We start from the raw sequence: 23,866 nt of genomic DNA, 5'->3' as shown, positions 1-23,866 counted from the left end.
ATGCTTTAAATAGAAAATATGTTTATTATATTTGAATTTATTAAACTTTCTCCAAAAAAATATCTATGAATTTTGATGAAACGGATAAAAAACTGCTCCTTTTACTTCAGGAAGACTGCAAACAGACGACCAAAGAGCTGTCTTACAAGCTCAATTTATCTGTAACGGCTGTTTATGAACGCATAAAGAAGCTGGAAAATCTGGGTGTGATCTCAAAATATGTGGCCTTGCTCGACCGGCATAAAATAAATAGGGATTTTATTGTGTTATGCCACATAAAATTAACACAGCACAAAAAAGAATTTGTGCTGCAGTTTGAAAGGGAAGTTATGAATCTTCTGGAAGTTACAGAATGCTTCCATGTAAGTGGTGATTACGACTATATCCTTAAAATAGGTGTGAAAGATATGGAGGATTACCGCAATTTTATGCTTAGCAAATTAACGGCACTTCAGCATATAGCAAGTACTCACAGCTCTTTTATGATCTCTGAAGTGAAAAATACAACGGCAATTGTTCTGTAGTTATACGAGCACTCCGTTCTTTGAAGCGATCGGTTCAGGAAGATCATCATGCTCTCCGATCATTTGAAGAATATCAATCTCAATGGTCCGGCATATAGAAAGCATCGGAATATCAAACATCATACCTTCAAACGGGTTTTCTGAGTAGTCGCCAACGAGTTCCATGACAATGTATATCCAGCCGATAATAACGCAAAAAGGGACGCTTATCAATATTCCCCAGTTTCCTAATTTGGCAAATTCATTCACAAGGCCTAAGGGAAGAAGCATAATGAAGATCACATTAAAAATAAAAGCTGTACTCGCAAACTGTCTGGGGGAAGGGAATTTTTTTATTCTTTCCGCCTGCCCCTGGTAGTCATAAAAAAGATTAAGAGCGTCCTGAAGCTGCATTTGGTTGAAATCTGAAATGTCCCCGAAATTTTTCAGATCATTAACTTCTTTAGCTTGCTTTGAAATCAGATAAGTAGCGAAATTTTTATATTCCGGCTGTAAATCCAGTTCCTTTTCCGAAAGGTATTTATGAAGGAAAATAGGGGTTCTGCCATAATCGGGAAAGCCGGCTTTGATCAGTCGATGCCTTCTGACATTAATATCTCCAAAATGTCTTTTCTGGGACATATGCTCCCATTCTGTAGGAACCAGTAATTGCTCACGGAATGTATACAGCCAGGCGATATGGCGGTAGGCAATTTTCTTTTTGATGGTTTCTGTTTCACTATTGCTTTCCGCTGTCGTATTAAAGGCATACAGCATAGAAACGAAAGAACGGCTGGAATTGACGATTCCTCCCCATATTTTCCGGGCTTCCCACAATCTGTCGTAGGCCTGGTTATTTTTAAAACCTACATAAAAAGCTTCTGCAGTACCGATCAGGGCTACAGGTACCCACGGAATGATCATCCATTTCCATTTAAAAAAATAAAAAAGAGCTGCCACTAGGGTACACCATGCTGTAAGCCAGATGAGATGGCCGCCGGCGAGGTTTAAAACTTGTCTGTAATTAAAATATTTGGTGGTGATCATAATGCTGCATGAAATTTGGTGTGCATATCAACAAAATAAATACCAAAAACGGTATTTTATGGTTGATTAAATGTAATAAAAAAAACCTCTAAAAAATTAGAGGTTTCGTATAATTAATATCGCTGTTTAATATTGCAGCATTTCTTCAATCTTTTTACTAAGCTTTTCTGCATTCGGGAGCATTTCTTTTTCCAGCACCAGATTGATCGGAACCGCAGGTACATCAAGAGATCCCATTGTTTCTACAGGTGCATCCAGATATTTGAAGCAGTTCTTCGAAATACGGTGTGCAAATGCTTCGGCAAATGAATTGTTCAGTTGTTCTTCGGTAAGAACAATACATTTTCCGTGTGCTTTTACTCTTTCGAAAACAAGTTCTTCATCCAAAGGAATTATAGTTCTCAGGTCAATAACTTCCACTCTTCCGTTAAAGTTCTTCACAGCCTCTTTAGCCCAGTAAACTCCAATTCCATAAGTTACAACCAGTAAACTTCTGCCTTTTTCGGTTTCATTCTGATCCGCTTCAATGATCACTTTACCTTTTCCGAAAGGAAGGATATAGTCTTCTGCAGGTTCAATGGTTTTGGCGTCTTCGGTTCCCGGAACTTTACTCCAGTATAAGCCTTTGTGCTCCAGCATAATTACAGGATTCGGATCGTAATAGGCAGCTTTTAATAAACCTTTGAAATCGGCTGCGTTGCTAGGATAAGCAATTTTAATTCCTTTAATATTGGCTAAAATACTTTCAACACTTCCGCTGTGGTAAGGACCGCCACCGCCGTATGCACCGATAGGTACACGGATAATATTGCTTACAGGGAATTTTCCCTGACTTAAATAACTCGATTTTGAAATTTCAGTAATCAGCTGGTTGATTCCCGGATAAATATAATCGGCAAACTGAACTTCTACGATTGGCTTTAATCCTACTGCACTCATTCCTGCAGTTGATCCTATGATATAGGCCTCCTGGATTGCCGTGTTGAATACTCTTTTGCTTCCGAATTTTTTTCCTAAAGTCACAGTCTCTCTGAAAACGCCTCCGATTCTTTCTCCTACATCCTGCCCGTAAAGAAGGGCTTCAGGATGTTTCCACATCAGCTCCTGAACTGCATGGATTGCAGCATCTACCATGACGATTTTTTCACCACCTGCAGGTTCGCGTGTTCCTGTTTCCTCAGTAATTGGAGTAGGAGCAAAAACGTGCTGCATAACCGTTTCCGGTTTTGGATCTTCTGCATTTTTAGCTCTTTCAAAAGCTTCTTCTGCTTCAAGACGTGCTTTTTTAGTGATCTGTTTTAAAAGATCTTCATCAGCTCCTGATTCTAGAAGCTGTTTTCTAAGGATCTCACCCGGATCTTTAGCTCTGTGTTTTGTTAAATCTTCTTCATCTCTGTAAAATTCTCTTCGTACACCGGATGTATGGTGACCTATAAGAACTGTTTTAGCACAAACGACTAAAGGTTTTCTTTCGTTTCTTACAAAGTCTACGGCCTTCTTCATAGCTTCGAAGCTTTCCACAAAGTCTGTTCCATCTACCCGCATTCTGCTAAGACCGGTAAATCCTGCTACGAAATCGTAGGCATCGCATGTTCTTGCTTCTTCTTTAGTTACAGAAATCCCCCATTCATTATCCTGTACAAGGAATATGATAGGAAGCTGGTGAAGGGCAGCAAACTGTAAAGCCTCACTTACTTCACCTTCTGTTACAGAATTGTCTCCAAGGCTGCACACTACAACCGGATTGTTTTCGAAATTCTGTAAATTAAAATCCTGAATATATTTTATCCCTTGCGCAACACCTGTGGTAGGAATGGTCTGCATTCCTGTAGCCGAGCTCTGGTGAATGATCTTGGGCTTGTTTTCGTCTCTGCTTGATGGATGGGAGTAATACGATCTTCCCCCGGAAAAAGGATCTTCAGCTTTTGCCAGAAGCTGCAGCATCAATTGATACGGTTCGAAACCGATTCCTAAAAGAATACTTTCATCACGGTAATAAGGAGATATCCAGTCTTCTTTTTTCAGCTGATAAGCAGTTGCCAATTGTATGGCTTCATGACCTCTTGATGTACTATGAACATATTTACAGATGTTTCTGTTTTCTTCATAGATATCCGCCATTGCTTTAGCAAGCATCATATGATTGTACGCTTTAAGCAAAATATCCTGAGAAACTTTTTCGTGAAGTGTATTTTCCATAGGAAGCAAATATACACAAAAAAACAAAATACTAACAAGTGTTAGTATTTTGTGTGAATTCTATGTATTTTAAGGATTATTCCTTGATTACTTTTTTAGAGATAACATCTTTGTCTGTTCTTACTTCAATGATGTAAATACCTTTGGTATATGTAGATAGATCTACAGATTCTTTCTCAGTGTTGATTACTCCATTCTGTAATTTTTTTCCAGAAAGATCATAAATTACGAAAGTAGATTTTTTAGGGGCTTTCAATATATTTACAACATCTTTTGTAATGGTTGGAGCTATTGCGAGACCACTTAATGCGCTGGCTTCACCTGTTCCTAAAACAGCTTGTGTCTGGCCTGTAGCTATAATAGAGTAGTTTTGTGGAGCATTGGCGCCAGCATTGTTTTTTAAGGTTCCTTTGTTGGTAATCTCAATTCGGTAAGTTCTACCGGCAACCGGGTTATCTATTACCACTTGTTCTACATTATCTACTGTATTATCCGCCTTAGTTGCAGGAGTCATTGGAGAAGTAGCATTCAGTTTCCAAGGATAATAAATGGTATTGTTTGTTGTATCTATAATTCTTAAATCTAAATCATTTACCAATCTTGATGATCTGTTGTTATATGCAGCAGCCCACGTTAAGTTGGCAGGAATAACGTATTCAGGATCAATCCATGAAATTGTAACTTTCAACGGCTCAGTGCCAGATGCTACAAGATTCTTTGTGTTTGGAGTACCGCTGGCTAATGTTTCATTATTAAAGATAACAGTATTGTTAGCTTTTCCTACTAATAATTCAGCACCTTTTTTAGCATTGATATATCCCCATCCAAACCATGGATCTGGACCTACATTCCCCGCTTCTGAAGCTGAATGAATCATTAAGGTTTTTGCACTTGCCGCATTTAATACCTGGTTTGAGAAAAGATCTTTATGTACTTGTGTCCATAAACCGATAACGCCGGTTACTACCGGTGCGGAATAAGAAGTACCGCTTCCGTAGCTAAACGTTGAACTACCAACAGTATTTTCTGCTGTAGCGGCAGAGAATACATCTGTACCTGTAGTGGAAATATCTGGTTTAATTCCTCCATCATCTCTCGGGCCTGCACTGCTGTAGTCAGAATGAACAACATCAGAAGCTGTTGTATATTTGAAGTTGTTAGTTGAAATAACGTCCGTAGCTCCAACCACGATAATATTTTTTGCCAATGATCCAGGTCCGATACAATCGGCTCCATTGCTACAGTTTGTTGTAGGAAGTGTATCTGTTGCAGCAAACTGAACTGGGGCACCATTATCATCGGTATAATATTTAGGGAAAGCAGAGGTGCCGGGGTAATCTGGGCCATATCCAAAATAATTACCAGAAGATTTTACGATGATGTATAATGGATTGTTATATACAATTTGGTCATAGTTCTGATCATTAGTAAAATAAGTTCCTTGTAAATCGACAGCATCAGAAGGGCTCTCAAAAGCTCCCGTCCAGACCCATGAATCACCAGCAGCGGAAAGATTCCACCCTGCGTTGACTCCATATGAATGGTTAGAAATGCTTGGCTGGGCAACTAATATTTTTTGAAATACAGTACTTGTTGTGGTATTGCCTGGTAATGTAGTCGTTGCAAATCTGTAAGAATCCATTGTAGAATTTATAGCAATTCCTTTTGTGTTTCCACTAAGGCCACCACCACTTATGTTTATACTTTTACCACCAATAAAACTGGCTACACCTGTTGCATGTGCACTGTAAACTTGTGTTGTAGCTTCTTTATTGGTAATTCTTCCTGCGATATTGTCGAAAGCTGTATGAGCGGCATATACTCTGCCCCCGTCGAAAATAGTATATTTAATACCTTCACCATTATAGGCGTTAGTTAATCCTACTACACCACCTGCTGTATTAAGATTATCAGCATTAGCATTGGAAACTTGTCTAGTATCTTCTTTTTGATAAAAATAAGGTTTCCCATTTGGAGTAAATCCAGCTAAATTACTTCTTTGTTCTTCAATTTCTTTTAAAGCCTCCGAAGATCTGTCTGCTCCGTAACGCTTTGAAACATAAGAGTCAAACTTTGCAGAATTCTCTTTGTTTTGTTTCTCAAACTCTCTTTTTAATCCTTCATTGTTTTGCGCACTTATTAATGTAATTGCCAAAGTGCTGACCAAAAGTAAATGTTTCTTCATAATGGTTCAGTAAAATATTAAAATTTATAGATCAGCAAATATATATTAAAATCTTTAATCATCTTGTTTTTAGCGTGTATTATTTGTTATTTTGATGGATTTTAATAAATTTATATTGGTTTTTGTTAAATTGTTATTTCTTTTTTTTATATTTTTTATTTTATGAATTTTAAAATTGAGATTAAAAAAAGAAATTTTCTGATACCCTTTGAACCGAAATCATGATGTTCATTATTAGAAAAATTGAAGTAACTTTACATTCTCTTTTTTAAAAAAGTTAGAAATTTATATGTATTTAATTTTTGACACAGAAACAACCGGATTACCTAAAAATTTCAATGCACCGCTTTCAGATTCCGATAACTGGCCAAGAATGGTTCAGATTGCATGGCAGATACATGATGATAATGGTAAGTTAATTGAAAATCAGGATTATATAATAAAACCTGAAGGGTATGATATTCCCTTCAACGCGGCGAGGATTCACGGAATTACCACCAAGATTGCCAATGAAGAAGGACGGGACCTCCAGGAAATCCTGGAAGAATTTTCCAAAGTGCTGGACCGGGTAAGAATAGTGTCCGGACATAATGTAGAGTTTGATTACAATATTGTAGGAGCAGAATTTTACAGAAAAAATTTAAAAGACAATCTTCAAAATAAGCCTAAAGCCGATACGATGGTTTTGGGAACAGATTACTGTAAGCTTGGCGGTGGAAGAGGAGGAAGATACAAATCTCCGAAACTGGAAGAGCTGTACGAAAAGCTTTACGGGCATAAATTTGACGAAGCTCACAATGCTGCTGCCGACGTAAATGCAACCGCACGGGTATTTTTTGAAATGATGAGGATAGGAATAATTCCTGCCGAAGTACTGAAAATTTCCGAAGATCAGCTAAGCTACTTTAAAACACTTTATCCGGACCCGATAAAGCCGTTTAATATTGTCATCAGAAGACAGGTTGCAGATTTTAACAATAAGAAAAAGCAATCTGATTTCGGAAGTATAGATGAAATTGATCTCGGAAAATATTTCAATTTTAACAGTCACAGTGTTTTCTCAACATTGATGGCTACTTCAAGCATTAATGATCTCATCAAAAAAGCTTCTGACGAAAACTTTCCTGCAGTAGGAATGGTAGATGTCGGAAATATGATGGGAGCCTTTAAATTTGTTTCAGCAGTAGAATCTGCCAATTCGGACCGTTCAAAAAAGCATAAAGAGTTTCTCGCCAAAAAACAGGAAGCTGAAGAAAATGGAACAGAATTTACCGAACAGGAACCCGTTTCAACGCCTCTTATACCTGTCGTAGGCTGTGAATTTTATATTTCAGACCGGTATGAGCAGAAGCAGTTTACAAAAGATGATCCCGACAGAAGAACCCAGGTGGTTCTTTTGGCAAAGGATTTTAACGGCTATAAAAACCTGGCAAAACTTTCGAGTATCGGATTTTTAAAAGGGTTTTATTTTGGAGTTCCAAGAATCAGCAGAGAGCTGATCGCTGAGTATAAGGAAGGGCTAATAGCCCTGACCTCCGGGATTTTAGGAGATATTCCTGATGCCATTCTTAATACAGGAGAGCAGAAAGGGGAAGAGCTTTTTAAATGGTGGAAAGATACCTTCGGAGATGATTTTTATGTACAGATTCAGAATCATAAATTGCCTGAAGAAGAGCATTTAAATGAAGTTTTATTGTATCTGGCAGATAAATATAATACTAAGATTCTGGCTCAGAACGAAACTTTTTATACTCATAAAGAAGATGCAAATATCCAGGATATCGTAAGCTGTATCAAAGATGGGGAAAAATTAACAACACCTGTAGGGAAAGGATTTGGAAAACGTAGAGGACTTACTACAGGGGAGTATTATATTAAAAACAGTGACGAGATTAAGGAAGCATTCCTTGCTTATCCGGATGCTTTTGAGGCCTATGACGAATTTCTCGCAAAATTCAGCCCCTATACCTTAAAAAGGGATGTCCTACTTCCTAAATTTGATATTCCGGGAGAATTTATCCATGCAGAAGATGCTGTAGATGGTGGAAAAAGAGGAGAGATGGCTTATCTTACCCACTTAACGTATGAAGGAGCGAGAAAAAGGTATACAGAAATTACAGAAGAAATAAAAGAACGTCTGGACTTTGAACTTGATGTAATTGCCAATACCGGTTATCCCGGGTATTTCCTTATTGTACAGGATTTCTGTAACGAAGCCCGGAATATGGGTGTTTGGGTCGGTCCCGGAAGAGGTTCTGCAGCGGGTTCTGCAGTAGCGTATTGTATTGGAATTACCAACGTTGATCCTATCAAGTATGATCTCCTTTTTGAGAGATTCCTGAATCCGGAAAGGGTTTCGATGCCTGATATTGATATTGACTTTGATGATGAAGGTCGTGACAGAGTTATTAAGTGGGTGATTGAAAAATATGGTCAGAGTCAGGTAGCCCAGATTATTACCTATTCAGTTTTGGGTGGTAAATCTGCCATTAAAGATGCCGGAAGAGTATTGGATCTGCCGATTCCCGATACGAATAATATTGCCAAACTGATTCCTGCGAGTCCCGGGATGAATATTGCCAAAGCTTTAGCTAAATATGATAAACTAAAGCCCGAAGAGCAGATGCTGGTGGATGAAATGAGAATGGTTCTGGACAACCCGGATGATCCTCGTTTTGATGTGCTGGCAAGTGCCAAGAAAATGGAGGGCTGTATTAGAAATACGGGAATTCACGCGTGTGGAGTTATTATTACTCCTGAGGATGTAAGTAACCTTGTTCCGATAACAATTGCTGCAAAAGATGCCGACATTTTGGTTTCCCAGTTTGATAACTCGGTTGCTGAAAGTGCAGGGCTGCTGAAAATGGACTTCCTGGGTCTTCGTACCCTGACGATCATTAAAGATGCTATGAAACTGGTTAAACAAAGACATAATATAGATCTTGATCCTGATGAAATTCCGCTTGATGATACCAAGACCTATCAGTTATTTAAAGAAGGGAGAACGATCGGGATTTTCCAGTATGAAAGTCCGGGGATGCAAAAATACATGAGAGAGCTTAAACCTACTGTTTTTGCCGATCTTATTGCCATGAATGCACTTTACCGTCCAGGCCCAATCAAATATATCCCGAACTTTATCAACAGAAAGCACGGAATTGAAGAGATTGTTTACGACTTACCGGAAACCGAAGAGTATTTAAAAGAAACCTACGGAATTACCGTTTACCAGGAGCAGGTGATGCTTTTGTCCCAAAAACTGGCCAACTTTACCAAAGGTGAAGCCGATACGCTGAGAAAAGCGATGGGTAAAAAGCAGATCGATGTCCTGAATAAAATGTATCCGAAATTTATTGAAGGAGGAAAGAAAAACAACCTTGATGAGGACCGATTAAATAAAATCTGGAATGACTGGAAGGCTTTTGCTGAATATGCCTTTAACAAATCCCACTCCACCTGTTATGCGTTGATTGCTTACCAAACTGCTTATCTGAAGGCCAATTATCCAGCTGAATATATGGCGAGTGTGATGAGTAATAACATTAACAATACGGACTCTATCACCATGTTTATGGAGGACTGTAAAAGTATTGGAGTAGATGTTTTAGGGCCAGATGTGAATGAATCCCAGTATAAATTCTCAGTAAACGAAAAAGGACAGATCCGTTTCGGCCTGGGAGCAATCAAAGGAATTGGGGAAGGACCGAGTGAGGCGATTACAAGAGAAAGAGCCAACGGCAGATTTAAAAATATTTATGATTTCTTTGAAAGGATTCTGCCTTCGCAGATGAATAAAAGAGTTGCGGAAAGTTTAGTGCTGGCAGGGGCTTTTGATGAATTGGGTTCCTACCATAGAGGTCAGTATTTTGATATTGATATGTCCGGAAGAACAAACCTTGAAAGATTGATCAGATACGGGCAAAGCTTCCAGGAAAGTAAAAATGAAATGGAACACTCTCTTTTTGCTGATTTTGCCGACGAAGTACAGATTGAACAGCCTAAATTGTTACCATGCCCGGAATGGCCTAATATGCACAAGCTTAATAAAGAGAAGGAAATCATCGGGTTCTATCTTTCTGCCCATCCGCTGGATGAATTTAAATATCAGTTCCAGTTTATGCAGGGCAGGCTCTCTAAGAAAAGCGTGCTTGAAAAAGATGAAGAAAAGGTAATAACAGATGAAGTTCCGATTTTAGAAAAAGACTCCCAGGATGATACTGTGGATCTTATTGAAATTGTGTCTGATGAACTGTCCATAGGAGATGAGGAGATTGTGGAAGAGGTGATTAAGAAAGCAGAACCGAAAGGTAATTTTCTGTTTTTAAATCTGGATGAGGTGGACGCCTATAAAGAGCAGGCTTTTTCAAATAAGCAGGAAGAACTCTTTGAAGAAAAAAAGAAAGACTGGAAAACAGTTCAGAAAGAGAGAGAGAATGGTGGAGGCGGAAAAGAGTATACAGTTGCCGGGCTGATCACCGAATATAGAGTCCAGGATGGATTCAGAAGTGGGGAAAAAGTGGCTTTTGTTACTTTGGAAGACTACTCAGGATCTTATTCTTTCAGGTTGGGAGACCGGGATTATATGCGCCTTAAGGAGAAGCTGGAAGTCCAGAGATTTGTGATTTTCAAAATAAAATTTGCACAGGTAAAGGACGGACGGGTTTTTGTGAATGTGAATGATGTTATTGAACTTCAGGAAGCTTTTGAAAGATTTGCAAAAAGCATTTCCCTGGTTATGGATGTCATGGATGTTCGTCCTGAAGATCTTGATTTTTTCAGAAGAGTTCTTGACCGGAATAAAGGAAACCAGAAACTTAAGTTTTTTATTAAAAATATTGAAGATGATTCACAAATTGAAGTTCAGTCTATGAAGCATTCCGTAGATCTGAATGGAGATCTGATTAAGGAAATTCAGCTTCTTAATAAATATGAGTTCTATTTGAATTAGGAAAAAGTGAATTATTAATAAAAAAAGCGACAAAAAATGTCGCTTTTTTTATTAATAATTAAGTCGTTAATTGGTGAAAAATAAAATATTTTTTTATGTTAAATAAGAATTATTCCACTTTTTTGTGACTTTAAATTATGTTATAACTTGTTGTAAATAAATGTGTTGGGTTTTTGTCATTATTTAATGATTTAATGTTAAAATTAAATATATATTTAATTTTAGCTAATGAGGATTATTATTTATGATTTTGTCTTTAATATTTTATGATAATTTTTGATTTTAGATCAAATATTTAGCTACTTTTACCTTCTAATTTTATTTTTACTACATATGAGAAAATTTCTACTTTCGTGCTTGGTTTCCATGAGTATGGGAGCTTATGCGCAGGTAGGTCCGCCACAAGCCACAAATCCTAATACCAATAATGGGTATGGATTTGCACAGAGTAGTGGAGCCTACACTCCTTTATCCGCTGGCCGGACTATATGGCAATCCGGAGCAACATTAGGAACAGATGCTGTATCTGCAGCGATTAATTTACCATCAGTATTTAAATATAATGGTAAATCTTATTCAAGCATTTACATTAGCAATAATGGTTTTATAACCCTTGGTACTGCTCCTTCAGCAAGCACATACACAGGTCTTTCTACGGATACCATTCCATATGAAGGTGCATTTGCGGGCTTTGCGACTAATTTAAGAAATGCCAATACTACAACTTCAGAAATCTCTTATGAAACAGTAGGGTCGAAATTTGTTGTTCAGTTTACTGATTTACAGGGAAATTCGGCAGCTGTTGCTCAAACTATTAATTTTCAAATACAGCTTGATTTAACATCAAATACCGTTAGTATTGTATATGGTAACTGTGTTTCCGGAACTGCGACATTGACGGGCCAGGTGGGTATTAGAGGTTCTGAAAGTTCGGATACAAACAACAGAACCGGTACTGACTGGACTGCTACGGCTATTGGAACATCATTATCTTCCTCTTGTACTTTAGGTAGTGCTAATGGGGCTACTGTTCCGGCTTCTGGCCTTACATTTACCTATACCCCGGGAACATGGCTTTCTGCTGCGCCTACTTATGCAACATTACCTTTTACGGAAAGTTTTGGATCATGGGCAAATGGAAATGCAACAGGTGATCTGCCAAATGCTGCCAATTGGAGAACATGGCCTTCAAGAGGTGATAATTCCTGGAGGGCTAGCGATAATTCCGATTCAGGATTTTCAAGTGCTTCCGGTTGGTCAAGCGTAAATGGTACTGCTACTGTTGCAGCACCTGCTGTAGCTCCTACTGCAAGATTCCATGCCTATAATACTGTGAATGCTTCAGGATATATGGATTTATATATTAATTTATCCAATGGTGCGGGAAGCAGAATTTTAAATTTTGATTATATTAACCCAAGTGGAAGTGATAACTTAAAAATACAAGTTTCCACAGACGGAGGAGCTACGTTTAATACTGTAGGCTCTACTTACGGAGTTTCTTCTTCGTGGTCTACTAAATATGTAGACCTGGGAACCAACAGTGCAACTGCAGTTGTAAGGTTCTTGGCAACAGGTGATAATGGAAGTGATGATATTTATATTGACAATGTAAATATAAACGCAATAACCTGTGCAATGCCGGATACAGTAACTGTAGGAACTACAACAGCTACAACACAACCCGTAAGCTGGACTATTGCAACGGCTGCGCCTTCTTATGATATTTATTATAGCACTGCCAATACAGCTCCTACCAGTGGAAGTACACCTAACGTAATTGGGGCTACTGGTACAACTTACACATTGACAAATTTAACCCCGCTTACCACTTATTACGTTTGGGTAAGATCCCGTTGCAGCAGTTCTGACCAAAGTATCTGGCTTGCAGGGCCGTCCTTTACAACAAAAGCATTCTGCCCGGTAGTAACAGCTCCAGCTTCTTCAGCAACCGGAGTTTCTGTAACGCCTACATTTACATGGACAGCAAATTCAGATGCAACAGGTTATAGAATTTCAATAGGAACTACATCTGGCGGTACAGATGTATTAAACAATGTAGATGTTGGTAATATAACATCTTATACTTTACCTAGTGCTCTTAATAGTTCAACAACATATTATTATACTATAAACTCTTACAATGCTGGAATAACTTCTGCATCATGTACGGTAAGAAGCTTTACAACAGTTTGTGGAGTTATAACACCTGGTTATACTAATAATTTTTCCTCGTTCCCTGGTACATGTTGGTCATTGGCTAATGGTGGAACACCAGCTACCGGCCCTGGGACTGGGACTACAAACCTTTGGGTGAATGATGGCTTCTTAAACTCAGGATCTACAGGATCTGCCAGAATAAACCTTTATACAACGGGAAGACAGGGGTGGCTAAAATCTCCTGCTTTTAATTTATCTGCAGGAGGGTATAGAGTTAAGTTTGATTATGGTGTAACTGGCTTTAACGTTACAACATCCAGTGTGATGGGTTCTGATGATGTCGTACAGTTTGTTGTGTCTACAGATGGAGGAACAACATGGACAGTATTGAAAACTTGGGATACAACCAATACCCCAACTAATACTTCAAATACCTATATTTTCGATTTGGCAGCCTACACAGGTACTAATACTGTATTTGCTGTATTTGGAAGCGATGGTACGGTTGATGATGCTCCTGATTATGATTTCTTCGTAGATAATTTTGTGGTAGAATCTATCCCTGCTTGTGATATTCCTACAGCAGTAAACAGTTCATTAATTACGGATTCTTCTGCTACAATTTCTTGGATAGCTCCGGCTACAGCTCCAGCAAATGGATATGAGTATTATTATTCAACAACTAATACAGCTCCTACATCCGGAACACCAGTTACGGCTACTTCTCAGAACCTTACTCCTTTGTTGCCTCAAACTACTTACTACTATTGGGTAAGATCTATGTGTACTGGCATACAAAGTGCTTGGGTACCAGGATCTTTCACAACGTTGGCTACTCCGCCTGCAAACGATAACTGTGCAGCTGCTGTTGTTTTAACAGTAAATCCTGATACTTCTTGTACTGCAACAACCGCAGGAAATACTTTAGGTGCTACCAACTCAAATGTACCAGTGGGTACTTGTACTGGAACACCGGATGATGATGTTTGGTATTCTTTTGTAGCAGCATCTACTGCGCATACAGTTACTCTTTCAAATGTAGTTTCTACAGGAGCTAATTCGTCTACAAGCTTATATACCCAGGTATTTAGTGGGGCTTGCGGATCTTTAACAAGCATTCAGTGCGGAACAACAAATACTACAACAGTATCTGGATTAACAGTTGGGCAAACTTATTATGTAAGAGTATACAACAGCAACGGAACTGGATATAATAACAGCTTCGTTATCTGTTTAAGCACGCCACCGTCACCGCCGGCTAATGATGTTTGTTCGGGTGCTATAGCTTTAACCGTTGGGGGGAATTTCAATGCGAATGCTATTGTTGGCTCAAATGTAGCAGCTCTTACAGATGGTACAACGACTTGTCAAACAAATAGAGGCGAAAATGTTTGGTATTCCGTAGTTGTACCCGCAAGTGGTAAAGTTACTTTGGAGATTCAAGGTGTTGCAGGATCAGGATTTGTAGATAGCGTACTTTCTATCCATTCTGGTACTTGTGGATCATTAACTAATATAGCTTGTGATGATGATAGTGGGGTAGATAATTTTTCTTTAATTGCTGTAACGGGCCAGACTCCTGGTTCCACATTATATGTAAGTGTATGGAGATATACAGGAACTGTAGGTGGTGGAAGTACTACAGGACAGTTCAAGATTTCTGCTTACGATTCATCACTTTTAGCAACATCTGAAGTTTCAGGGACTAAAAATGAGATTAAAGCATATCCAAATCCTTTTGCAGATGTCCTGAATATTTCAGATATCTCTAAAGTGAAATCAGTATCAATAGTTGATCTTGCCGGAAGACTTGTAAAAACAATTGATAATCCTTCTTCAGCTCTTCAGTTAGGAGATTTGAAACAGGGAATGTATCTTGTAACTCTAAATATGAAAGATGGATCAAGCCAAACCATCAAAGCAATTAAGAAATAAATCTTATTTTATCATATTAAACAGAATAGCAGCCGAAAGGCTGCTATTTTTTTTAATAGACTGCAGAAAACTATCAATCAATAACAAAAAATTATTATAATTGGTACTTTTAGTCGCCTCTTTTTAATTCAACAAAGAAAGCTTTATTGTGTTTTTTTTTATTAAATTTGTTTATACCATAAAATAAAATTACATGAAAAAGTTTTTACTTGCGAATTTAATAACGATTGGCACATTTGCCTTTGCTCAGTCCTATTGTACCCCTGTTTTTCCGGACGAATGCAGCGGAGGAGATATGATCGACAGTTTTACAATTCCATCAGCGGGATTCAGCCATCTTGATACAGGATGCTCTCAGGGTTCATATGGAGATTATACGACGCAAACAATTAACCTGAATGCAGGTGTTAGCTATGCATTTTCCGTGACTCATGAGTATTCCGATCAATATGTACGTATCTGGATAGATTTTGACAATAACGGGACGTTTGATGATGCAGCACCGGAGCTGGTAGCAACAGCAGGAAGCATCGGGCCGGATGATAATTCAATTACCAATGGTAGTATAACCATTCCTGCAACAGCTACACCGGGAACTTACAGAATGAGGATAGGGGACCGTTTTAATAATGAGCCGGAACCCTGCAATACATTAGGGTATGGAGAAGCACATGATTATACTGTAGTAATTGGAGCTGTGCCAAGCTGTCTGGCACCCGTTAATTTGTCTTCAGGTACTGTAACTTCCAACTCAGCCATTGTTTCATGGACTGCTTCTACAAGTACAGTGGGAGTAGGTTACGAATATTATTATTCCTCAACAAATACAGCTCCAACGAGTACCACTGCAGCATCAGGAAGTGTAGGAGCTTCGGTTTTATCTACACCTTTGTCTTCATTAACTCCTGCTACGACTTACTATGTATGGGTAAGGTCTGTATGCAGTACTTCCGATAAAAGTGCATGGTCTTTAAGTGCATCATTTACGACTGCTTGTGCTGTAATAGTTCCTACTACTGCCTATAACAATGATTTCTCAACATTCCCTGGAAGTTGCTGGGAACAGGCTTCCGGTGGAGATGCAACTACGGGGCCTACCGGTACAGATGAATTATGGTATGACGGGGACTTCCTGAATGCAGGAGATGGTAATAATTCTGCTAAAATAAATCTTTATTACAACGAAACCATAGCATGGTTAAAAACCGTACCTTTCAACCTTTCAGCAGGAGGGTACAGGGTTAAATTCGATTATGGAGTAACAGAGTTTTCGGATACCATTGCTTCGGCTATGGGATCTGATGACGTGGTTCAGTTCTTAGTTTCAAATGATGGAGGAACTACTTGGACCGTTCTGCAGACATGGAATGCAGCTAATGCACCATCTAATGCTTCTACGACCTATTCTTACGATCTTACATCCTATACAGGAGCCAATACTGTATTTGCATTTTATGCTTCCGAGGGTACTGTAAATGATTCCGAAGATTATGAATTCTTTGTTGATAATTTTAAAGTAGAATCTGCAACACTGGCAACATCTGAAGTTTCCAAAACAAAAGATGATATTAAGGCCTACCCGAATCCTTTCACTGATGTGTTGAATATTTCAAAACCGGATCTTGTAAAATCAGTTTCCGTTTCTGATATTTCCGGACGATTAGTGAAAACCATTGACAATCCGTCTTCTGCTCTTCATTTAGGAGACCTGAAACAAGGATTGTATTTCATTACTTTAAACATGAAGGACGGTTCTAGGCAGATGATTAAAGCAATCAAAAAATAAACAAAATAATAACACACTAAACTAAAAAGACGGCCAATGCCGTCTTTTTTATATTATTGTCAATTGTTGGGTACTGGTTGTATATCTCCTGTGTTCATTTGCTCAAAGACCGCAGGGAAAAACATCACGAGTATAAAATAAATAATGATCATTAATACAACTAAAGAGAAAAGGATAATGACCAGGCTGTTGGGCTTATTTTTCTTTTTTGGTTCCATGATTTTTGTGGTATTTGGTTAATAGATTAATATCAATATCTAATACTAAGCTAATTTCTTGCCACACTGTTTACAGTATCGTGCATCATCGTCTATATCTTCATTGCCGCATTGGTCGCAGATCTTCTCCAGGTTTTGTCTTTTGTTCCGCATTTCTGCTGTTACAATTCCTGTAGGAACTGCGATAATGGAATAACCTGCAAGCATTAAAATAACAGCAAAAAATTTACCCATCGGAGTGATAGGAGAGACATCTCCGTAACCAACAGTAGTTACCGTAACCACTGCCCAGTAAATAGACTGTGGAATTGTTTCAAAACCCGGCCTTCCGCCTTCCACCATAAACATCATTGAGCCAACAATCACCGAAAAGATAATCAGGAACAAAAGGAAAATATAAATCTTTCTGGAGCTGTTCTTTAAGGCACGGACAATAAGGTAACCATCGTTCATGAAATCCAGAAGATTGAAGATCCTGAAAATTCTCAGCATCCTCAGCATTCTGAAGATAAGGAAATACTTGGTGACAGGAAAGAAAAAGCTAAGATAAAAAGGAACCAGCGCAAGAAAATCTATGATTCCGAAAAAACTGAAAATATAATGCTTTTTATTCTTTACAACACTGATCCGCATCCAGTATTCAATTGTGAAAAAAATTGAAATAATCCATTCCAGAATCAGAAACGTATAGTGAAATCTTTTGTCAAGCTGAGCAACACTCTCCATCATAATAATGGCTGTGCTTATCAGGATAAGAGATAATAATGCAATGTCGAATAACTTTCCTAGCCTTGTATCGGCACGGTAGATCACCCTGTAAAGAAATCTTTTCCAAAGCTTGTCTTCGGGAACAAGATTATGTTCTCTTTCCATTTTTAATGTTTTTCAAAATTAACAAATTATCGTTATTTTCGTAGCAAACATACAGAATAAAATGACAATAAGTGAAGTAATTTCAAAAATAGAAAACCGTATTCCCCTGCAGCAGGCAGAAGATTTTGACAATGTAGGGCTGCTGTGCGGAGTTCCCGGCCGGAATGTCAGTGGAATACTGGTATGCCACGACGCTTTGGAAAATGTTGTAGATGAGGCTATTCAGAAAAGCTGTAATCTGATCGTATGTTTTCATCCTATTATTTTTTCAGGACTAAAATCTCTCACCGGGAAAAATTATGTAGAAAGAGCTGTACTGAAAGCGATTGAAAATAAAATTGCCATTTATGCTATTCACACGGCATTTGATAATGATTTCTTTGGGGTTAACCATGAAATCTGCAGTCAATTGGGATTACAAGATCTAAGGATTCTTCAGCCTAAAAAAAATAATTTAAAACAGCTGAGCGTATTTGTTCCAAAGGATTATTCTGAAAAAGTGAAAGAAGCCCTGTTCGCTGCAGGAGCAGGAAATATCGGTTTTTACGACGAATGCAGCTTTACTTTGAGTGGAAAAGGAACATTCAGACCTGTAGAAGGTTCAAATCCGTTCTCCGGACAGCAGAACATCCGCGAAAATGCTGATGAAGATATGATCTCCGTTATTTTTGAAGATTATAAAAAGGAAAAGATCGTTTCAGCAATGAAAACTGCCCATCCCTATGAAGAAGTAGCTTATCAGATATATCAGCTGGATAATAAAAACCAGCACTCAGGCTTGGGAATGTATGGGGATTTTGAAGAGGAAATGGATGAGCAGGATTTTTTAAGGATGGTGAAGGAGAAATTTAGCCTTGAAATCATTAAGCATTCCGGTTTTACCCATAAAAAGATCAAAAGAGTAGGCGTTATCGGAGGATCAGGAGCCAGCGGAATAAAGGCTGCTTTATCACAAAAATGCGACGCTTATCTTACAGGAGATATTAAATACCATGACTATTTCCAGGCAGAATCCAAAATGTTGCTCTGTGACATAGGCCATTATGAATCAGAACAATTTGTGACTCAACAATTATTTGAAATTTTGTCACAAAAATTTAGTACATTTGCAATTTCAAAATCTATTGAAAAAACAAACCCAGTAAATTATTTCATTTAAATATGGCAAAAACCAACGATATTTCAGTTGAAGAAAAATTAAGAGCTTTATACGATTTGCAGATCATTGATTCAAGATTGGATGAAATCCGAAATACCAGAGGAGAATTGCCAATTGAAGTTGAAGATCTTGAAATTGAGATCGAAGGACTTGAAAAAAGAGCTGAAAAATTTCATGCAGACATTAAAGATCAGGACGATCAGATCAAAACAAAGCATGAAGTGATTAACCATGCAAAAACTTTAATTGAAAAGTACAAATCTCAGCAGGATAATGTAAGAAACAATAAGGAGTTTGAGGCATTAGGAAAAGAAATAGAATTCCAGGATCTGGAAATTCAGCTTGCTGAAAAAAGAATTAAAGAATTCGCAGTTAAAATTGCTCACAAAAATGAAACTTTAAGCGAACTTAATGAGAAAATCAGTGACCTGAAAAACCATTTAAAATTCAAGAAAGAAGAATTGGATGGTCTTGTATCTGAAACTCAAAAAGAAGAAGAATACTTAATAGAGCAATCTAAAGAATATGCAGGTAAGATTGACGAGAGATTACTTGCTTCATACAACAGAATCAGAAAAAGCTCTATCAATGGGTTGGCTGTTGTAGGATTGGAAAGAGGTGCTCCAAAAGGATCATTCTTCACAATTCCTCCTCAGAAGCAGATGGAAATTGCTCAGAGAAAGAAAATCATTATTGACGAGCACTCTGGGAAAATCCTTGTAGACGACGAATTGGTAATGGAAGAAAATGAAAGAATGAGATCGGTAATTAAATTCTAATTGCTGATATTAAAAATAAAAAGCTGCTTTAATTTAAAGCAGCTTTTTTTATAAAATAATATTGCTGTGATTGTTTTTCCGAATTACAGGCCCATCATAAAATTGACTAAGTTTAAATTTTTTGGCCCACAATCATAAACATGTTTCCTGAAAAGCCTTACTCCAAATCTTTTTATTGAAATTGCTATTTTCCTGATACCATCGGCTGAAGAAACGGCATTATTATCAATTACAGGAAAGTAGCTGCCCTGTATAATGATCATTTCCCCATAAATCCACAGTTTCTATTTCGGTATGGCTCGTAGCAGTATAACTTGCAGGAGTATTGCTTATTGTCATATTCAGTCCATTCCCATTATAAAACCATTATCAAGATTAATGAACTGATTCGGGCCTGGCAAAATATTAGAAGGGCCATAATTTTCAATATTTGACATCGCTGAAAAATTAACTTTTAAACTACCTCCTGAAACATCTACCGAACGAGAAATTCCAGAAAGCATAGCCTGTATAATTAAAGTTTGAGCCAGTTCCTAAGTTAAATGCCAATAATCCCGTTACCGGATTGGGGGATTGTTGGCCATATCCGTTTTTGAAGTCAGAACAACTGTCATTCTAAAGAACACTTCGACCAAAAACGTTACGAAGTTGATAATATTCGTTTATGGAATAGTATTTATTCCATTTCAGATTGTCATATATAAATAAATTTTGCTACAGATTCATGATATAGAACATTATCAGACGTGAAAAATATTTCATTTTAAACGATAGAATGTTGAAGAATTTTCAAATTTGGTTCCTATATAAGTTTAAATTAAAGATTCTTTTTTATTGGTCAGTAAAAAAACGGCTGAATTTCAGTTAGTTACATGCGTGTAATATCCATGTAATATGCAATATTTAATGAAGAGTTTGCATTCTGGTGTAATATTGTAGTAGAGAAGCATTAAGGATATGGCTTAAAATTTTAATTAAATACATACTGACTGATGAAAAAAAACAATTTTCTAACCTTGCTTTCTGGCATTGCTACTTACTCTCAAAATAATATATAATTAAAGACGGTCATGATCTTATACTTTATTTAAAGTTATCATATTCAGTCTGATACATATAAACTTCAATAATATACATAACAACTTTAAAACGAAAAAAATGAAAAAATTATTCTTTTTATTAATGGTTGGAACATCTGCAATTGCTTATTCGCAGGTAGGTATTAACACCACCAGTCCACAAGGAGCTCTGGATGTAGTAAGTAATACAGGTGCATTTATTCCTCCAAGAATGACAACAGCACAGAGAAATGCGATAGTATTACCTCCTTCAGGAGCCGTTATTTACAATACTACAACATCCAGCTTGGAATTCAATTACGGAATACCTGCCTCTCCAACGTGGAAGACTCCGGTTACTTCTACTGTTGCCTCTTCAAACATTGTGCTGGCAGGAGGTTCTTCTAGTTCTGCTGGTCCTACAAACGCGAGTGCTGATGATGGAGTAGGTTATTATGAATTTACATTTACTCTGCCTTCAGCTGCAAAATGTAAACTTGATTTATACCCAACCGGCTGGTCTAATAAAGTTACCGGTGTGGGAACTGATTTATATATAGACAATCTGATTACATCAGTTGCCAGTGTTGTTACTACAAACACATCTCCGCAGAATATGCACGTAGTTGTTCCTTACAGTTATGTGACGCCGAGTAATTTAGCCTCTGGAGATCATACTGTGAGAGTTAAGGCTTCCAGTATTTCCAAAATAGACGGAAGTGACAGGATAACATATTCTTATTTATGCTGGAATTAAATACTCTTTGTCACACCCTGCCGATTACTTTTAAGGATACGGAAGAGTGGCAGGGGTTTATAAAATTATTTATACAATAAAATAATAGAGCTTATTTATTTAAGGAAGCCTGCTAAGAAAGAAAATAACAGATATAATACTTAAACTAACTTAATTTATATAGCTAGGTGCATTTTATACAATTTTATCATCCCTCGGTAAAATCTTATTAATCCCTTACGATGCTAAATATCATTTTAATTCCATTTAGTTTACGATTCTAAAAACACATAAATCTTATATCCGTACAAGGCAGAAAATATACAAAACTTAAGTCTGAAAAGCTGGAAATAATAGATAAGAATAATAGACCCCCAAATAAAAACCGCTTCGGTCAGAAGCGGTTTTTATGTTATTCGTGATGCTCATACATTTTATTGTACAGATCTATAAATTTCTCTTTGATTGCTTTTCTTTTCAACTTTAAAGTAGGAGTAAGAAGCCCTGTATCAATGGCCCAGACTTCAGGAGTAAGCTCAATTTTTTTGATCTTTTCCCAATTTCCGAGATGTTCATTAATTCCTTCCATTTCCTTTTCAATTCTTTCCTTTAACTCAGGGCTTTTGGCAATCTCTGCAGGCGTGGAGCCAATATTCAGATTGTTTCTCATTGCCCAGCTTTTAGCAAATTCAAAATCAGGCTGTACAAAAGCACATGGCATTTTCTCGCCGTCTCCTACTACCATGATCTGCTCAATGAATTTTGAAGCTTTCGCTTGGTTTTCAATTGTCTGAGGGGCAATATATTTTCCTCCTGATGTTTTGAACATCTCTTTTTTACGATCGGTGATCTGAAGAAATCCTTCACTGTCGATATGTCCGATATCTCCGGTTTTGAAGAAACCATCTTCAGTAAAAGCTTCTTTGGTTAAATCTTCGGCTTTAAAATAGCCTTTAAAGATAGAAGGTCCTTTTACTGTAATTTCACCATCTTCTTGAATTTTCACCTGTAAATTATCCAGTGGTCTGCCGACTGTACCGATCTTCATTTTTTCAAAGCTGTTTACAGAAATAACCGGTGAAGTTTCAGTTAGGCCATATCCTTCCAAAATAGGAATACCGGCATTCTGGAACATCAGGTTTAATCTTGTAGACAGAGCTGCAGAACCGGAAACCAAAGTAATGATTTCTCCGCCCAGCCCTTCTCTCCATTTAGAAAATACTAGCTTATCTGCGATGATTCCCTGCAATCCTGAAGGTTTTGAAATTTCTTTTTTCTTGCTGATTAAATTTAAGGCCCAGAAGAATATTTTAGATTTCAGCCCGCCGGCTGAAGAACCTGTGTTGTAGATCTTATCATATACCTTTTCCACCAGTCTGGGTACAACACTCATATAGTGTGGCTTTACTTCTTTTACATTTTCACCCATTTTTTCAATGCTTTCGGCAAAATAAACGGAAAAACCACTGTACTGGAAAAGATAAAAAAGCATCCTTTCAAAAATATGGCAGATAGGAAGGAAGCTCAGCACCCTTGTATCCTTGTAATCCAGGCTTTTTTTCTTAGGAATTCTTGGGATAGATCCCAATACATTAGAAACAATATTATGATGGGTAAGCATTACTCCTTTTGGTCTTCCTGTTGTTCCGGAAGTATAAATAATGGTTGCCAGATCTTCAGAATTAATGGCATTGGAAAGATCTTCCACTTCAATCTGGGTGGAATCGTCTTCACCAAGATCCATAATTTCTCTCCAGTTAGCTGCTCCGCTTATAATATCAAAAGTAAAAATTCCCTGTAGTGAAGGGATATTGTGTTTCACCTTCATCACTTTATTAAGCAATTCTTTATCAGATACAAAACAATACTGTATTTCAGCATTATTAAATATGAACTCATAATCTTCAGCAGAAATACTCGGATAAACCGGAACGGAGACAACACCGATTTGAGACAGCCCAAAATCCATAACGGCCCATTCCGTACGGGAATTGGTAGTGATCAGAGCAATCTTGTCCCCAGGTTTTATACCCAGCTTCAAAAGCCCTCTGGATATTTTATTTCCCTGATTGATAAATTCTAACGTTGAGGTTTTTTTCCATTCACCCTGATATTTAGTCACAAACATATCTGTTTTAGGAAATTTTTCCAAAGCATAGTGTGGAATATCGAATAATCTTTTGATTGTCATGATTTTTTAAGCAATTTTTAAAGAATTTTAAATATAAGCATTTTTTTTAATTGTAGTAATCAGAAATCACCAATTGGCAATTAATTGAA

The 23,866-nt window shown here is 37.5% G+C and carries 13 protein-coding genes; 7 read left to right on the top strand and 6 right to left on the bottom strand.

What is annotated here, in order from left to right:
* Window positions 1–65 precede the first annotated feature (65 nt).
* Window positions 66–524 (top strand): Lrp/AsnC family transcriptional regulator, encoded by a 459-nt coding sequence (locus J2T03_RS07065; protein ID WP_306844595.1) that lies wholly within the window; start codon window positions 66–68, stop codon window positions 522–524.
* Here J2T03_RS07065 and J2T03_RS07060 read toward each other — a convergent pair whose 3' ends face one another.
* The 3 genes from J2T03_RS07060 to J2T03_RS07050 all read right to left on the bottom strand — a co-directional run bounded on the left by J2T03_RS07060 (window position 525) and on the right by J2T03_RS07050 (window position 5,934).
* Entirely contained in the window at window positions 525–1,550 is a 1,026-nt protein-coding gene (locus J2T03_RS07060; RefSeq protein WP_306844597.1) for a bestrophin family protein, read from the bottom strand.
* A gap of 126 nt (window positions 1,551–1,676) precedes the next feature.
* Window positions 1,677–3,749 (bottom strand): alpha-ketoacid dehydrogenase subunit alpha/beta, encoded by a 2,073-nt coding sequence (locus J2T03_RS07055; protein WP_307210271.1) that lies wholly within the window; start codon window positions 3,747–3,749, stop codon window positions 1,677–1,679.
* Between the two features lie 76 nt (window positions 3,750–3,825).
* On the bottom strand, window positions 3,826–5,934 hold the full coding sequence (locus tag J2T03_RS07050) for a S8 family peptidase (protein ID WP_307210269.1): 2,109 nt from the start codon (window positions 5,932–5,934) through the stop codon (window positions 3,826–3,828).
* 289 nt (window positions 5,935–6,223) lie between these two features.
* On the opposite strand from J2T03_RS07050, the gene dnaE reads away from it, so the two are divergent.
* The 3 genes from dnaE (at window position 6,224) to J2T03_RS07035 (ending at window position 16,763) form a co-directional block, all read left to right on the top strand.
* Window positions 6,224–10,882, top strand: coding sequence for a DNA polymerase III subunit alpha (gene dnaE / locus J2T03_RS07045; RefSeq protein ID WP_307210267.1), 4,659 nt, complete (start codon window positions 6,224–6,226; stop codon window positions 10,880–10,882).
* A 333-nt stretch (window positions 10,883–11,215) separates the two neighbouring features.
* The gene (locus J2T03_RS07040; RefSeq protein ID WP_307210266.1) at window positions 11,216–14,977 is read left to right on the top strand and encodes a fibronectin type III domain-containing protein; all 3,762 of its coding nucleotides are present in this window, start codon (window positions 11,216–11,218) and stop codon (window positions 14,975–14,977) included.
* 193 nt (window positions 14,978–15,170) lie between these two features.
* Entirely contained in the window at window positions 15,171–16,763 is a 1,593-nt protein-coding gene (locus J2T03_RS07035) for a GEVED domain-containing protein (RefSeq protein ID WP_307210264.1), read from the top strand.
* 263 nt (window positions 16,764–17,026) lie between these two features.
* Here the strand turns inward: J2T03_RS07035 and J2T03_RS07030 are convergent, their stop codons facing one another.
* Entirely contained in the window at window positions 17,027–17,854 is an 828-nt protein-coding gene (locus J2T03_RS07030) for an ion transporter (RefSeq protein WP_306844609.1), read from the bottom strand.
* A 61-nt stretch (window positions 17,855–17,915) separates the two neighbouring features.
* Here J2T03_RS07030 and J2T03_RS07025 point away from each other — a divergent pair, with 61 nt between their 5' ends.
* Both J2T03_RS07025 and J2T03_RS07020 read left to right on the top strand, forming a co-directional pair.
* Window positions 17,916–19,013, top strand: a complete 1,098-nt coding sequence (locus J2T03_RS07025; RefSeq protein WP_307210262.1) for a Nif3-like dinuclear metal center hexameric protein — start codon at window positions 17,916–17,918, stop codon at window positions 19,011–19,013.
* A 2-nt stretch (window positions 19,014–19,015) separates the two neighbouring features.
* Entirely contained in the window at window positions 19,016–19,792 is a 777-nt protein-coding gene (locus J2T03_RS07020; RefSeq protein ID WP_306844613.1) for a zinc ribbon domain-containing protein, read from the top strand.
* Between the two features lie 341 nt (window positions 19,793–20,133).
* Here the strand turns inward: J2T03_RS07020 and J2T03_RS07015 are convergent, their stop codons facing one another.
* Complete coding sequence (locus tag J2T03_RS07015; protein WP_307210260.1) at window positions 20,134–20,295, bottom strand: hypothetical protein; 162 nt, start codon at window positions 20,293–20,295, stop codon at window positions 20,134–20,136.
* A 655-nt stretch (window positions 20,296–20,950) separates the two neighbouring features.
* Here J2T03_RS07015 and J2T03_RS07010 point away from each other — a divergent pair.
* The gene (locus tag J2T03_RS07010) at window positions 20,951–21,607 is read left to right on the top strand and encodes a hypothetical protein (protein WP_307210259.1); all 657 of its coding nucleotides are present in this window, start codon (window positions 20,951–20,953) and stop codon (window positions 21,605–21,607) included.
* Between the two features lie 391 nt (window positions 21,608–21,998).
* Here J2T03_RS07010 and J2T03_RS07005 read toward each other — a convergent pair whose 3' ends face one another.
* Entirely contained in the window at window positions 21,999–23,777 is a 1,779-nt protein-coding gene (locus J2T03_RS07005; RefSeq protein ID WP_306844619.1) for an AMP-dependent synthetase/ligase, read from the bottom strand.
* Window positions 23,778–23,866: the final 89 nt, after the last annotated feature.

The sequence above is a fragment of the Chryseobacterium lathyri genome (assembly GCF_030812195.1).
Lineage (GTDB): Bacteria > Bacteroidota > Bacteroidia > Flavobacteriales > Weeksellaceae > Chryseobacterium > Chryseobacterium lathyri_A.
This window is presented reverse-complemented; position numbering and strand designations above follow the sequence as displayed.

Coding starts and splice junctions, on each gene's coding strand:
- J2T03_RS07060 (WP_306844597.1), bottom strand. CDS start 1,550: ATGATCACCACCAAATATTTTAATTACAGACAAGTTTTAAACCTCGCC.
- J2T03_RS07050 (WP_307210269.1), bottom strand. CDS start 5,934: ATGAAGAAACATTTACTTTTGGTCAGCACTTTGGCAATTACATTAATA.
- J2T03_RS07010 (WP_307210259.1), top strand. CDS start 20,951: ATGAAAAAATTATTCTTTTTATTAATGGTTGGAACATCTGCAATTGCT.
- J2T03_RS07055 (WP_307210271.1), bottom strand. CDS start 3,749: ATGGAAAATACACTTCACGAAAAAGTTTCTCAGGATATTTTGCTTAAA.
- J2T03_RS07030 (WP_306844609.1), bottom strand. CDS start 17,854: ATGGAAAGAGAACATAATCTTGTTCCCGAAGACAAGCTTTGGAAAAGA.
- J2T03_RS07065 (WP_306844595.1), top strand. CDS start 66: ATGAATTTTGATGAAACGGATAAAAAACTGCTCCTTTTACTTCAGGAA.
- J2T03_RS07015 (WP_307210260.1), bottom strand. CDS start 20,295: ATGCTTTCTGGAATTTCTCGTTCGGTAGATGTTTCAGGAGGTAGTTTA.
- J2T03_RS07025 (WP_307210262.1), top strand. CDS start 17,916: ATGACAATAAGTGAAGTAATTTCAAAAATAGAAAACCGTATTCCCCTG.
- J2T03_RS07005 (WP_306844619.1), bottom strand. CDS start 23,777: ATGACAATCAAAAGATTATTCGATATTCCACACTATGCTTTGGAAAAA.
- J2T03_RS07040 (WP_307210266.1), top strand. CDS start 11,216: ATGAGAAAATTTCTACTTTCGTGCTTGGTTTCCATGAGTATGGGAGCT.
- J2T03_RS07035 (WP_307210264.1), top strand. CDS start 15,171: ATGAAAAAGTTTTTACTTGCGAATTTAATAACGATTGGCACATTTGCC.
- dnaE (WP_307210267.1), top strand. CDS start 6,224: ATGTATTTAATTTTTGACACAGAAACAACCGGATTACCTAAAAATTTC.
- J2T03_RS07020 (WP_306844613.1), top strand. CDS start 19,016: ATGGCAAAAACCAACGATATTTCAGTTGAAGAAAAATTAAGAGCTTTA.